Raw genomic sequence first — 13170 nt, forward strand, 5'->3', positions numbered from 1 at the left:
GCCAGTGGGCCCGGCAGGATTCGAACCTGCGACCAAACCGTTATGAGCGGTCCGCTCTAACCAACTGAGCTACAGGCCCCACTGCCGTTCCCGTTTAAGCGGGCCCAACTGTGCTGGCAATGGCGCAAATCAGGCTGCTTGGTCAGGAATTTGCATTCTTTCTGCGCTAGAACGCCCCGAAACCCCGGTGGGTGGAAAAACCGTATTGATCGGGCAGAATTCGCCTGAAAGGATGCCAGAATGAAGCAAGTATTGGTCACGGGCGGCGCGGGCTATATCGGCACGCACACTTGTGTCGAGTTGCTTGCACGCGGCTATTCACCCGTTGTGGTGGATAATTTCGTGAACAGCAGCCCGGTTGCGCTGGATCGCGTCCGGCGGCTCACGAACCACGAACTTCCATCCTACGAGGCCGATGTGCGCGACACGGCGCAGATCACCGACATTCTGAAAAAGCACAATTGCGAGGCGGTTATCCATTTTGCCGGCCTCAAGGCAGTTGGCGATTCGGTGGCCCGGCCGCTTGAATACTACAGCGCCAACGTCATCGGCACGCACAGCCTGCTGACGGCGATGATCGACGCCGGAACCGCGCAATTTGTCTTCAGTTCCAGCGCCACGGTCTACGGCGAGCCGGTGTTCCTGCCCTATACCGAGACCCACCCTTTGAGCCCGACCAATCCGTACGGCCAGACAAAGTTGACGGTCGAGCTGATGTTGAACGATCTGATTGCGTCAGGCGCTATGACCGACGTGGCAATCCTGCGCTACTTCAATCCGATCGGTGCCCACGAAAGCGGCATGATCGGCGAGGACCCGCACGGCGTTCCAAACAACCTGATGCCGTATGTGGCGCAGGTCGCAGTAGGCCGACGCCCGGCGCTGAACGTGTTCGGCGATGATTATGACACGGTCGACGGCACGGGCGTGCGCGACTACCTGCACGTGGTCGATCTGGCGCGGGCACATGTCCTGGCGCTCAACCGGTTCAGCCGTGCACCTGGCCCGATCACGGTCAACCTGGGGACGGGGCACGGTTCATCGGTGCTGGAATTGGTGCGGGCATTCGAACAGGCCAGCGGCCGTGACATCCCGCTCAACATCGCACCGCGGCGCCCGGGCGACATTGCCGCGTTCTGGGCGGATCCCAGCCAGGCCGAGTCGCTGCTCGGCTGGCGGGCGGAATTTGATCTGGCCGACATGTGCCGCGATCAGTGGGCCTGGCAAAGCCAGAACCCGCACGGCTTCTCGGCCAGCTGAACCGGCATAAATTTGGGATTCGGGGAAACTTTTGCCGTTTTGCGGCCTTAATCCTTTGGGAAAAAGCCCAACCGCAATCAATGGATCTCGTAAAATGCAGAAACCAAGAACTCTGATCGTCGCGATGGGTGCATGCATGCTTGCACTCATGCCTGCCGCCTGTGCGCAGATGCCAACTGTAGCGAAGGGAGCCTCCATGGCCGAAACGGGTCACCCCATGATGAACCATAACTCGATCCAGCCGGAAACCACGTTGGATGTGTCGGCAGAGGGGCGGGTCATGCGGGCGCCTGACATCGCCTTCATTACGGCGGGGGTGCAGGCCGATGCCGATACGGCCGTCGCCGCCATGCAGCAGCAGGCCAATGCCATGACCGGCGTGTTCGACGCGCTCGCGACGGCCGGTGTCGAAAAGAAGGACATGCAAACGTCGAACTTCTCGCTGCAGCCGCGCTATGACTATGTCGAAATCAATGAAGGCAAGGGCCGCACGCGGGGCGAGCAGCGCCTTGTCGGGTACACCGCCTCGAACCAGTTGACGGTAAAGGTGCGCGACCTCGACAATCTTGGCGAGACGCTGGACAGCCTGGTCTCGGCTGGCGGGAATACTTTCTCGGGTATCAGCTTTGCGATCGACGAAGATGACGAAGTGCGCAACGAGGCGCGCCGGTTGGCCGTGGCCGCCGCTTTCGACAAGGCAAAGCTGTACGCGACCGCAGCCGGGCTGAAGGTCGGTCGGATCGTCACGATGGCTGAAGGCGGCGATTACAGCCCCCAGCCGATGGCAATGATGTCGATGCGCAAGGAAGCCGCGATGGACGCCTCGACACCCATTTCCGGTGGCGAAGTCGGTTACACCGCTCGGGTCAACATCCAGTTTGAACTGGTGAAGTAAGGCCTTCCCACCCGCCTCCGGCCGGTGCGGCCGGGGGTGGGGCAAGGGTGTGTTGGGGGCACGACCGGCCCGGACGCAGGCGATCCCTAGAGGTAGCCTTCGGCCAGCAGGTCTTTCATGTCGATGATACCGATCGGGCGCCCGTCCTCGACGACGAAGGCGTTCGATATGCGGTGTTCGCTGAGGCGCTTGATGACCACGGCAAGGCGTTCGTCGGGGGCGATGGTGCGCGGGTCGGGGGTCATCACGGCACCGGCATTGTCGCCGAGCTTGCCGGCGAGCATGGCGCGGCGGAGGTCTCCGTCCGTTACCATGCCAACCATTCGGCCATCGGCGGCGAGGACCGCGACGCAGCCCTTGCGGCCTTCGGAGACGGCGAGGATCACGTCCTGCACGCTGGCGTCGGTCATCACGACGGGCAGTTCGTCCGGTCGGTCAGTGACATAGCTGCCTGCGGTCTGGAGGGAGCGGCCAAGCTTGCCGCCGGGGTGGCGGGTGCCGAAATCTTCCCGGCTGAAGCCGCGACGGTCCATCAGGAGAATGGTCAGGGCGTCGCCGAGGGCGAGTGCCATGGTTGTGGACGAGGTGGGGGCAAGGCCGTTGGGACAGGCTTCTGCGACCGTCGGCAAGCGCAGCACGACATCCGCCAGGCGGCCAAGCGTGGAGTCCGGCGCCCGAGTCATCCCGATCACGGGAACGGTGTTGGCGCGGCAATAGCGCAGCAGGTCGACCATCTCGCGGCTTTCGCCGGAATAGGAGATGGCGAGCACGACAGAGCCCGGGACGATCATGCCGAGGTCGCCATGGCTGGCTTCGGTCGGGTGGAGGAAGAACGAGGGCGTGCCGGTGGAGGCCAGGCTGGCGGCAATCTTCTGGCCGATATGCCCGGACTTGCCGACGCCTGCGACTATCACATAGCGGTCGGTTGCCATGACCAGGTCGGCGGCGCGAATGATCGTGTCGTCAAGACTGGACTCCAGCTGTTCGAGGGCATCGCGCTCGATGCGGATGACATTGCGGGCGAGGTCGATTTCGGAATCGGGTTTCAAGGGTGGCTCCCTAAAGGCATTCCACCAAGGCGTCTGCCTGATCGGCCGGCAAGGTCAAGCCTTCGGGTGAATTGCGCTCAGCGCTGCAGCTGGCGGGATTCGTATTCGCTGATCGAGAAGGCCGGGCGACCAGCCGGGATGATGACCGTCGCTTCGGCAAAATTTGTCGGCGTTGCGTCACCCTGCTCGATGTCTGCGTCCGAGGCGGAGGCCAGGTCAGCGACGAGAATTTCTTCGTCACTGTCTTCTTCTTCCTGCACAGGTTCGACAGGCGCTTCGACGGTCGCCATCAGGACCGGTGCAGGCCGTACCGAAGGCGGGGGCGCAATATTGGCGGCAGTGATCACGCTGAGGCGCTGGCCGTTCAGCATGGGCTCGGCGGCGCCATTCGGATTGACCGGGTTATTGATAGCGGCGAAGGCGAGGTCGGTCCGGAGAGCCGGGTTTGCCGGGTCGACAGGCATCTGGAGCGCGTCGAACGCGGCCTCGACGAGCGCTTCGACATGGGCGTTGCGCGATTTCGAGGTGCTGCCGCCCAGCATGATCGCGACGATGCGGTGACCGTCCCGCTTGGCGGACGTCATCAGGTTGAAGCCGGACGCGCGGGTATAACCGGTCTTGATGCCGTCAACGCCGTCGACGGTGCCCAGCAGTTCATTGTGGTTCTTGTAGGTCTTGCCGCCCCACGCGAAGCGCGGGTTGGAGAAATAGTGGTAATAGTCGGCATGGTCGGACAGCATCGCTTCCGCCAGGACGGCGAGGTCGCGAGCGGTCGTGATCTGGCGGCTGTCGGGCAGGCCGGACGCATTGACGAATGTCGTGTTTTCAAGGCCAAGGCTCCGGGCCTTGATGGTCATCAGCTGGGCAAAGCGGCTTTCGGTTCCACCAAGGCGTTCGGCGATCACGACGGCGACGTCATTGGCCGACTTCGTGACGATTGCGCCGATGGCATCCTTGACGGTGATGTGCGAGCCCGGCTTGAGCTTGAGGCTGGACGGGGCCTGGCTGGCGGCGAAGCGCGACACGGGCAGGCGTTCGTTCAGCGACACGTCGCCAGCCTTCATTGCGTCGAACAGCATGTAGAGGGTCATCACCTTGGTCAGCGACGCAGGATAGCGGGCCTCGTCAGCATTTCGGGCATGCAACACTTCATCGGTGTCGACGTCGATCACAATGGACGCGTACTTCTCGGCAGAGGCCAACGGGGCGCACAAGGCTGTCGAAGCCAGGACAGCCAGGAAGGCAAAGGCTTTGATGGCGGCAGCTCCGGCACTCAGTTTCATTGTGGTCGTCCTCCGAAAAGTGAACCCCAAACCGCCCGAGGTTTACGATAGGGTCGTCCAAATCCATTGACCACACCTTAACACAGGCTCGGACATCAAATTTGGGCGACCGTGCCGTGTTTGTGCAAAATTCGTGCGCGTTTGCTTATGTTGCGGTGCACAATTTATGTTGCATATGCGAGAATTTCGGCTATATTGTCACACACAAGACAAAAAGGATGTCCTCATGGCCAAGTCACCGAAAGCTGCCGCAAAGGCAAAAACTGCACCGAAGGCGAAAGCCGAGGCTTATTCGACTGAAGCTGCCACAAAAATGGCTGATGAAAGCATGGAGAAACTGACAGGTTTCGCCAGCACGCTGGGCGCCTTTGCAGAAGGCGGCATGAAGACCCTGGCAGAGCGCGCTTCCGCTTCGACGGAAGTGATGCGCACGCTGGGAAGCCGGAACATGGACTTTTTCACCCGCACGCTCGAACAGGGCGTTGAGGCCAGCCAGGCCCTGACCAGTGTCAAGGATCCGCGCCAGGCCATGGAAATCCAGACCGGCTTTGCAAAATCGCTTTTTTCGGCGTATACTTCAGAGATGAACGCACAAGCTGAGCTTTGCATGCTTGCATGGCGCGACGCGGCCAAGCCTTTGTCGGCATGGACCACGAAATAGGCTCCGAAGGTCCGGCGGGTTTGATCCCGCCAGGCAGTAGAGTGAGTAGATTGGAAGAGCCGGGCCTGATTGGCCCGGTTCTTTTCGTTTGGCCGGGGCTTTTCCCGCCAGTCCCGAATTTGTTCGTGGCAAGTGCTGCAAACTAAATTACGGTGACGCCATGACAGACTTTATCGATTTCCAGACGTTCAAACGTCAGCGCAAGCCGAACAACTGGCTGGTGGCGCCCGACGGGTTTGCCGATACGGCACACCCGGACGAGTCGGCCCCTGTGTTCGACCGCACACCGGCGAGCCTGTTCGACGACCTCATGGACATGATTGCCGCGCGCAACGACTGGCAGATCAAGGCGTCCGATCCAGGCAGCGGCCGGATCAGCTTTGTTGCCGTAACGCGGGTGATGAAATTCAAGGACGATATCGACATCCAGGTGCTGCCGGTGAGCGGCCATCCGGGCCAGTCAACGCTGGCAGTCTATTCCGGGTCGCGCATCGGGCACTCCGATTTCGGTACCAATGCGAAGCGCGTGAACGCACTGCTCGGTGCGCTCTCGATGCCCTAAAAGCAGGCACGACATGCTTTTGATATCGTTCATCCCTTCAATCTCTCTCAGGAACGTATATCTTATGGCCATGAGCAGGAAACCTGATTTGACCCGGATGAGTGATCCTGGTGTCCCCGGACCGCCCTCCGGAAATCCACCGGGCAATGGTAACGGCATTGGTGTCGATATCGTCACCCAGACGCGGGTGAAAACAAAAAAGCCCTCGCTTTACCGGGTCTTGCTGCTGAACGACGACTACACGCCGATGGAATTCGTCGTCTATATCCTGGAGCGGTATTTCAATCGCTCGCGGGAGCAGGCGACCCGGATCATGCTTCATGTTCACCAGAAGGGCGTCGGCCTTTGCGGCGTCTACACCTACGAAGTGGCGGAAACAAAAGTCGCTCAGGTGCTTGACCTGGCGAAACGACATGAACACCCTCTCCAATGCGTTATGGAGAAAGACGACTAGAACTGCCTATCTTCACTCGACCCCTGAAAGGTCCCCCCAAGTGCCACGATTGTCTCACTCCCTCGAAACCGCTCTCGAAAAGGCGCTCACACTCGCGTCCGAACGCGACCACGAGTATGCCACGCTGGAACACCTTCTCCTGGCGCTCACGGAAGACGAGCACGCCCGCGAAGTCATGGGTGCGTGCAAGGTCGATATCGAAGCCCTGGGCGGCGATCTCGTCCGCTATATCGACGAAGAACTCTCCAGCCTGATCCTTGAGGAAAGCGAAGGGCGCGTTCAGCCGACCGCCGCGTTCCAGCGCGTGGTCCAGCGCGCGATCCTGCATGTCGAAAGTTCGGGCCGCGATGAAGTGACCGGCGCGAACGTGCTGGTCTCGATCTTTTCCGAACGCGAAAGCCATGCTGCCTATTTCCTGCAGGAGCAGGACATGACCCGCTATGACGCGGTGAACTTCATCTCGCATGGTGTGGCCAAGCAGCCCGGCATGTCGCGCCCGACCAGCCCGCGCGGGGCGGAAGGCGGCGACGAGGAACCCGTCAAGCAGGGGCACGAGGCGCTCGATGCCTATTGCGTCAACCTGAATGCCAAGGCGCGTGCCGGCAAGATCGATCCGCTGATCGGCCGCGACATGGAAGTGAACCGCTGCATCGAGGTGCTCTGTCGCCGCAACAAGAACAATCCGATCCTGGTCGGTGACCCGGGCGTCGGCAAGACGGCCATCGCCGAGGGCCTCGCGAAAAAGATTGTCGACGGCGAAGCGCCGGACATCCTGGACGAAGCCATCATCTGGTCGCTCGACATGGGCGCGCTGCTGGCTGGCACGCGCTATCGGGGTGACTTCGAGGAACGCCTGAAATCCGTCATGAAGGAACTCGAGCAGCAGGAGAAAGCGATCCTGTTCATCGACGAGATCCACACGATCATCGGCGCCGGGGCAACTTCCGGCGGCGCGATGGATGCGTCGAACCTTCTGAAGCCTGCGCTCCAGAGTGGCGGCCTGCGCTGCATGGGCTCGACGACGTTCAAGGAATACAAGCAACACTTCGAGAAGGACCGGGCACTCAGCCGCAGGTTCCGCAAGATCGATGTTGTCGAGCCGACCGTGCCGGATGCGATCAAGATCCTGACCGGCCTGAAATCCCGTTTCGAAGACTTCCATGGCCTGCGTTATACCAATGACGCCATCAAGGGCGCCGTGGAATTGTCGGACCGCTACATCACCGACCGCAAGCTGCCGGACAAGGCAATCGACGTGATCGATGAAGCCGGGGCCGCACAGTGGCTACTGCCGGCGAGCAAGCGCAAGAAGCAGGTCGGGATCCGCGATGTCGAAGCCGTCGTGGCCAAGATCGCACGCATCCCCCCGAAGCAGGTATCCAGCGACGACGTCACGGCGCTGAAATCGCTCGAGAGCGACCTGAAGCGGGTGGTTTTCGGCCAGGACGAAGCGATCATTGCGCTGTCGGCGTCAATCAAGCTCGCCCGGGCGGGCCTGCGCGAACCGAACAAGCCGATTGGCTCCTACCTGTTCACCGGCCCGACCGGCGTCGGCAAGACCGAAGTCGCCAAGCAGCTCGCCTCCATCATGGGCGTCGAGATGCTGCGCTTCGACATGTCGGAATACATGGAGCGCCACACGGTCTCACGCCTGATCGGCGCGCCTCCCGGCTATGTCGGTTATGACGAGGGCGGCCTGCTCACAGATGGCGTCGACCAGCATCCGCATTGCGTCCTGCTGCTCGACGAGATCGAGAAGGCCCACCCGGACCTGTTCAACATCCTGCTGCAGGTGATGGACAATGGCGCCCTGACGGATGCGAATGGCCGCAAGGTCGACTTCCGCAATGTCATCCTCATCATGACCACCAATGCTGGTGCGTCCGATGCGTCGAAACATTCGATCGGCTTTGGCCGTGGCCGCAAGGATGACGAGCAGGAAGAGGCCCTGAAGCGCCTGTTCACGCCGGAATTCCGCAACCGCCTTGATGCGACGATCGTGTTCGCCGGCCTGACGCCGGAGATCATCGACCGTGTTGTCGAGAAATTTGTCCTGCAGCTGGAAGTGCAGCTGGAGGACCGCAACGTCGCCATCGAAATCACCAAGGCGGCGCGCGAGTGGCTGGCCAAGCGCGGCTTCGATCCGGACATGGGGGCGCGGCCGCTGTCGCGGACCATCCAGGAGCACGTCAAGAAGCCGATGGCGGAGGAACTGCTGTTCGGCAAGCTCCAAAAAGGCGGCCTGGTCAAGATCGATATCGACAAGAAGGACGCCGACAAGCTGGCCTTCAAGTACATCGCCGAAACGCCGAAAAAGCGCGCGGCCAAGAAGGACAGTACGGAAGAGACCGCCTGACCAGGCATCGGGCCCAACCAAAACGAAACAGGCCGCCCTGCATTGCCGGGCGGCCTTTTTTGTTGGGCCGAAGGGTGGGGTGTCGCCGACAGACGCCACGCCGGGCAAGTTCACCGTCCGACAGGCTGACGCGAGGGACAGTCCTGACGGACATGGACAAGTCCCGTGTGCCTGCGCACATTACGCTCTGAAACGTCCAGCGAAGGGTGCCGTCTGCGGCATGCCGCCAATGACTGGCCGGACAAGGTTCAGAGGGAGATGTGAATGCCATCCAAGGTCCAAGGGAAAAGCGACCCGAAATTTGCCGCCGTGAGGGAGGAATTCGAACGCAATTTTGCCGAGCGCGGCGAAGTGGGCGCGTCGGTCTGCCTGTCCGTCAATGGCGAAACACTGGTCGATCTCTGGGGCGGTGTCGCGGACCCGGAGACGGGCGATGCCTGGCAGGAAAACACCATCTCGATCGTGTTCTCGTGTTCCAAGGCTGCAACGGCCCTGTGTGCACATATCCTGATCGACCGCGGCGAGTTGAAGCCCGGCGCACTGGTCGCCGAATACTGGCCGGAATTTGCCAGGAACGGGAAAGAGCAGACCACGGTCCAGATGATGCTCAACCATGAGAGCGCGCTGCCCGCCCTGCGCGAACCGGTGAAGCCGGGTGGCTTTGCCGATTGGGATTACATGATCCAACGGATGGCAGACGAGGAAGCCTTCTGGGAGCCGGGCACGCGTAACGGCTATCACATGATCAATTTCGGCTGGACGGTTGGCGAACTCGTGCGGCGGGTGTCCGGCAAGTCGCTCGGCACGTTCTTCCGTGATGAAGTGGCAAGCAAGACGGGTGCAAAATTCTGGCTGGGCCTGCCGGAAAGCGAGGACGTGCATATCGCGCCGATCCGCATGTACGAGCCGAAGCCTGACGACGTGCCGTCAGAGTTCACGGTCAAGCTGATGACGGACCCGGAATCGATCCAGCACAAATCCTTCCTCAACACGGGGGGATGGGACTTCAATGATCGCAAGGGACAAGCCGCCGAGATAGGTGGCGGTGGCGGCCTGTCGAATGCTCGCGGCCAGGTGGCGATGTATACGCCACTTGCCTGCAATGACGGTACGCTCGTTTCGTCTGACCGCCTTGCCAACATGACGATGGTTTCAACGGCAACCCAGAAGGATGCGACACTGTTGATCCCGACGCGCTTTGCTTCCGGGTTCATGAAGTCCATGGACAATCGCGCGCTGAACCTGGGCCCGGGTACCAGCGCGATCATCGGAGACAAGGCGTTTGGCCATGTCGGCGCCGGCGGCTCGATCGGGTTCGCTGATCCCGAATGCGGGCTTGCCTTCAGTTATACTATGAACCAGATGGGCGGCGGCCTGCTGCTGAATGACAGGTGCCAGAGCCTGATCGATGCGGCCTACAGGGCGATCGGCTACCGTACCAACGCGCCGGGAGCCTGGATCCAGTGAAGTTCGGCCCGGAGACCTTTGGCGAACTGAATGCCGAAGACTATGATGCGTTGCATGATCCGGGCACTACGGACGAATCAGTCGAACTGATCGCGGAGATCGCTGCGGGGCGGCGTACGCTCGAACTCGCCATCGGCACCGGCCGTCTTGCTTTGCCGCTGGCCGCCACGGGCCTGGAGGTGCACGGTATCGAAGGGTCGCCATTGATGGTGGCCAAGCTTCGGGAGAAGCCGGGCGGTGATACCGTTCCGGTGACCATTGGCGATTTCGCGGACGTCGACGCGGACGGCACGTTCGGTCATGTCTTCCTTGCCTTCAACACGTTGTTCAATCTCACATCACAGGCTGACCAGGTGAGGTGTTTTGCCAATGTCGCGAAACGCCTTGAGCCGGGCGGCACGTTCCTGGTCGAGACGTTCGTGCCGGATGCCGAGCGTACCCGCAGCGACCAAAGCCTGCGTGCGATGAAAGTCGGTTTCAAGTCAGTGTGGCTCGAAGCGGCGATCCACGATCCCGTCGAGCAGGTCATCGAATTCCAGCGGATGCGCATTACCGAGCAAGGAGTGCGCCTTGTGCCACTCGTGATGCGCTATGCATGGCCTGCCGAAATCGATCTCATGGCCAATCTCGCCGGGCTTCAATTGAAGCATCGCTGGGGTGGGTGGCGGAAAGAACCGTTCACGGCCGACAGCAGGATGCATGTTTCGGTCTATGAAAAATCCGTGCCGGTCGCCTGACCTTACACTTCTCGCCATTCGCCCGGCGCGAGCCCGCCAAGCGGCCAGTGGCCGATCCGTGAGCGGACCAGCCGCAAGGTCGGATGGCCGACAGCGGCGGTCATCCGGCGAACCTGGCGGTTGCGTCCCTCTGTAATCGTCAGGCTGATCCAGCTGTCGGGCACGGATTTGCGGAAGCGGATCGGCGGGTCGCGCGGCCAGAGTTTCTCGGGTTCGGCGATGACGTCCGCCTTTGCCGGCGCAGTCTTCCCGTCCTTCAATGTGATCCCGCTGCGCAAGGCCTGGATCGCGGCGTCGTCGGGAATGCCTTCAACCTGTGCCCAATAGGTCTTGGGCAGCTTGTGCTTGGGATCGCTGATGCGGTTCTGCAGCTGGCCATCGTCCGTAAGCAGCAGCAGGCCCTCGCTGTCCCGGTCCAGCCGGCCGGCGGCATAGACGCCTGGCACGTCGATGAAATCCGACAGGGTCTTGCGTGGCGATCCGGCCGTGCCGGCATCGGTGAACTGTGACAGGACGCCGAACGGCTTGTTGAACAGGATCAGACGCGACACGGGACTTATCCCTGCACCACGGAATGGAGCGCCTTGAGTTGGGCCAGGAGGGCTTTGGCGCCCGAGAGCGGCAGGCAGCTTGGCGCGTCACACAGCGCAGCGTCGGGGTCGGTGTGGAATTCGAGGAAGACGCCATCGGCACCGGCTGCCACGGCAGCCTTCGCAATGATCGCCACGCCGTCGCGGCGCCCGCCCGTCGACGCCCCGCCTGTGCGCGGGTCGGCGCCGGGCAGCTGCACGGCGTGTGTCGCGTCGATGGTGACGGGACAGCCGAGTTTCTTCATTTCCGGAATGCCCAGCATGTCCACGACGAGGTTGTTGTATCCGAAACTGGAGCCGCGCTCGCACAGGATGACGCCGACGTCGGACGCTTCACCGATCTTGGTGACGATGTTCTTCGTGTCCCACGGCGCGATGAACTGGGCCTTCTTGACCTGCACGATGCCGCCAGCCCGGGCGGTTGCGCGGGCGGTTGCGACGACGAGATCGGTCTGGCGGCAGAGAAAAGCCGGGATCTGGACGATATCGGCCACTGCGGCGACGGGCTCGGCCTGGGTGGCGTCATGCAGGTCGGTGCAGATCGGCACGTCCAGTTCGGCCTTCACCTCCTTCAGGATTTTCAGGCCCTCTTCCAGGCCAGGGCCCCGATAGGAATGGATCGACGACCGGTTGGCCTTGTCGAAGCTCGCCTTGAACACATAAGGCAGGCCCAGCTCCGCGCAGATGGCCTTCAGCTGTGATCCGACAGTCAGCGCGAGGGCCTTGTTTTCCAGCACGTTGAGACCCGCGATCACGGCAAGCGGTTTGCCCGTGCCGATGGTCCATCCGGATGTCGCGTGGGTCAGGCTGGTCATGGTCTCGTCTCCGAAAAATCTGTGCCAAGGCAATTAGCCCTGTTTCAACCGAAACGTAACCCGCGACCTTCAGGCCCAGAATCAAAGAAGCCGCCCTGTCGAGGGGCGGCTTCCGTGAGCCCATGGGGCTAGTCAGGTCCGGGCGGCGTTGCAGCTGCCCTACCGTATCTCTAGGCGCTGATTGGAGGCTGCTCCAGCCAGACACCATAGGACACAGACCCAACGGCCTCACCTGGTTTCTCACTCGACATGGATCACCTCCTTTCAAACGTGCTGCTTGCACGGACTTTGTCCTGGACCATCCGGGACAGGGGGAAGTTAAGCATGATTTGCGCCAATTCAAAGTTAACAAGTGGCTTTTCGGGTGATCTTTTGGCGGCAGGTGCAAAAACGCCCGGACGCGAGGTCCGGGCGTGATTCGATTGCTGACAAATCAGGCAGTTGGCGATTACTGCGTGGCGATCACGCCGACCACGAGGCCAATGATGGCGCCTGTGGCGACAGACGCAAGAATGGCGTCACCGCGATCATAATCATATGCCCAGTAATAACCGCGCGGCGGCGCATAGAGGCCGTAGCGATTATAGTCATTGATATAAACCGTGTGCTGGTGCGGGTGGTAATAGCCGCCAACATTGTAGCGGGGCACGTACCGGACCCGGGGCGGCGGCGCATAGTAACGCACGGTCGGACGATAGGTGCGGTAGGAGTGGCGCGGCGGCGCATAATGCCTGCGGCTTGCGGGGCGGTAATTGCTGCGATGATTGTTGCCCCGGTGCGCGTTGCCTCGATAGTTGTGGTTCCGGTCACCGCGGTAATTCTTGCTGCCGCGGGAATCATGCCCGCGATTGGCGTTGCCGCGATAATCGTGGCCCCGATTGGCGTTGCCGCGGTTGTCGTGTCCGCGGGAATGGCTGGCGCCACGGTTGTCGTGGCCGCGTTTGCCCTGGTCAGCTGCAGCGATCGGCGCGGCCAGCAGGCCCACCGTCGCGGTTGCCGCCAAGAGGCGCGCAAGGTTCTTGAACAGTTTCATGGCGTCGT

13 protein-coding genes and 1 tRNA gene are annotated in these 13170 nt (G+C 61.6%); 8 read left to right on the forward strand and 6 right to left on the reverse strand.

All coding sequences use genetic code 11. From position 1 onward, the window contains the following. Nucleotides 1-5: 5 nt before the first annotated feature. Nucleotides 6-79 (reverse strand) — tRNA-Ile (locus tag HJO_RS16575). Between the two features lie 161 nt (nucleotides 80-240). On the opposite strand from HJO_RS16575, the gene galE reads away from it, so the two are divergent. Both galE and HJO_RS16585 read left to right on the forward strand, forming a co-directional pair. Continuing rightward, nucleotides 241-1260, forward strand: coding sequence for a UDP-glucose 4-epimerase GalE (gene galE, locus HJO_RS16580; protein WP_035619249.1), 1020 nt, complete (start codon nucleotides 241-243; stop codon nucleotides 1258-1260). Nucleotides 1261-1456: 196 nt separating this feature from the next. After that, nucleotides 1457-2155, forward strand: coding sequence for an SIMPL domain-containing protein (locus HJO_RS16585; protein ID WP_162173857.1), 699 nt, complete (start codon nucleotides 1457-1459; stop codon nucleotides 2153-2155). Nucleotides 2156-2241: 86 nt separating this feature from the next. On the opposite strand, the gene HJO_RS16590 is transcribed toward HJO_RS16585, so the two are convergent. Together HJO_RS16590 and HJO_RS16595 are read right to left on the reverse strand one after the other, a co-directional pair. Then, entirely contained in the window at nucleotides 2242-3204 is a 963-nt protein-coding gene (locus HJO_RS16590) for a KpsF/GutQ family sugar-phosphate isomerase (RefSeq protein ID WP_035619255.1), read from the reverse strand. A 77-nt stretch (nucleotides 3205-3281) separates the two neighbouring features. Then, nucleotides 3282-4487 (reverse strand): D-alanyl-D-alanine carboxypeptidase family protein, encoded by a 1206-nt coding sequence (locus HJO_RS16595; RefSeq protein ID WP_084142185.1) that lies wholly within the window; start codon nucleotides 4485-4487, stop codon nucleotides 3282-3284. A 226-nt stretch (nucleotides 4488-4713) separates the two neighbouring features. On the opposite strand from HJO_RS16595, the gene HJO_RS16600 reads away from it, so the two are divergent. From HJO_RS16600 to HJO_RS16625, 6 genes are all read left to right on the forward strand, one after another. Then, nucleotides 4714-5148, forward strand: a complete 435-nt coding sequence (locus tag HJO_RS16600) for a phasin family protein (protein WP_035619258.1) — start codon at nucleotides 4714-4716, stop codon at nucleotides 5146-5148. Nucleotides 5149-5308: 160 nt separating this feature from the next. Continuing rightward, nucleotides 5309-5710, forward strand: a complete 402-nt coding sequence (locus tag HJO_RS16605) for a DUF1499 domain-containing protein (RefSeq protein ID WP_035619260.1) — start codon at nucleotides 5309-5311, stop codon at nucleotides 5708-5710. 97 nt (nucleotides 5711-5807) lie between these two features. Then, nucleotides 5808-6164, forward strand: coding sequence for an ATP-dependent Clp protease adapter ClpS (clpS, locus tag HJO_RS16610; protein ID WP_035619263.1), 357 nt, complete (start codon nucleotides 5808-5810; stop codon nucleotides 6162-6164). A 40-nt stretch (nucleotides 6165-6204) separates the two neighbouring features. Further along, nucleotides 6205-8520, forward strand: coding sequence for an ATP-dependent Clp protease ATP-binding subunit ClpA (gene clpA, locus HJO_RS16615; protein WP_035619266.1), 2316 nt, complete (start codon nucleotides 6205-6207; stop codon nucleotides 8518-8520). Between the two features lie 264 nt (nucleotides 8521-8784). Continuing rightward, the gene (locus tag HJO_RS16620) at nucleotides 8785-9987 is read left to right on the forward strand and encodes a serine hydrolase domain-containing protein (protein ID WP_035619268.1); all 1203 of its coding nucleotides are present in this window, start codon (nucleotides 8785-8787) and stop codon (nucleotides 9985-9987) included. Next, nucleotides 9984-10724 carry a class I SAM-dependent methyltransferase gene (locus HJO_RS16625; RefSeq protein ID WP_035619270.1) on the forward strand — a complete coding sequence of 247 codons (741 nt, stop codon included), beginning with the start codon at nucleotides 9984-9986 and terminating at the stop codon, nucleotides 10722-10724. The genes HJO_RS16620 and HJO_RS16625 overlap by 4 nt, the downstream gene beginning before the upstream one ends. Before the next feature lie 2 nt (nucleotides 10725-10726). Here HJO_RS16625 and HJO_RS16630 read toward each other — a convergent pair whose 3' ends face one another. The 3 genes from HJO_RS16630 to HJO_RS17995 form a co-directional block, all read right to left on the reverse strand. Next, nucleotides 10727-11275, reverse strand: a complete 549-nt coding sequence (locus tag HJO_RS16630; RefSeq protein WP_035619272.1) for an rRNA large subunit pseudouridine synthase E — start codon at nucleotides 11273-11275, stop codon at nucleotides 10727-10729. A gap of 5 nt (nucleotides 11276-11280) precedes the next feature. Continuing rightward, entirely contained in the window at nucleotides 11281-12129 is an 849-nt protein-coding gene (kdsA, locus tag HJO_RS16635) for a 3-deoxy-8-phosphooctulonate synthase (RefSeq protein ID WP_035619274.1), read from the reverse strand. Nucleotides 12130-12577: 448 nt separating this feature from the next. Further along, the gene (locus tag HJO_RS17995) at nucleotides 12578-13162 is read right to left on the reverse strand and encodes an RcnB family protein (protein ID WP_051618746.1); all 585 of its coding nucleotides are present in this window, start codon (nucleotides 13160-13162) and stop codon (nucleotides 12578-12580) included. Between the last annotated feature and the right edge of the window lie 8 nt (nucleotides 13163-13170).

The sequence above is a fragment of the Hyphomonas johnsonii MHS-2 genome, from assembly GCF_000685275.1.
Classification (GTDB): Bacteria; Pseudomonadota; Alphaproteobacteria; order Caulobacterales; family Hyphomonadaceae; genus Hyphomonas; species Hyphomonas johnsonii.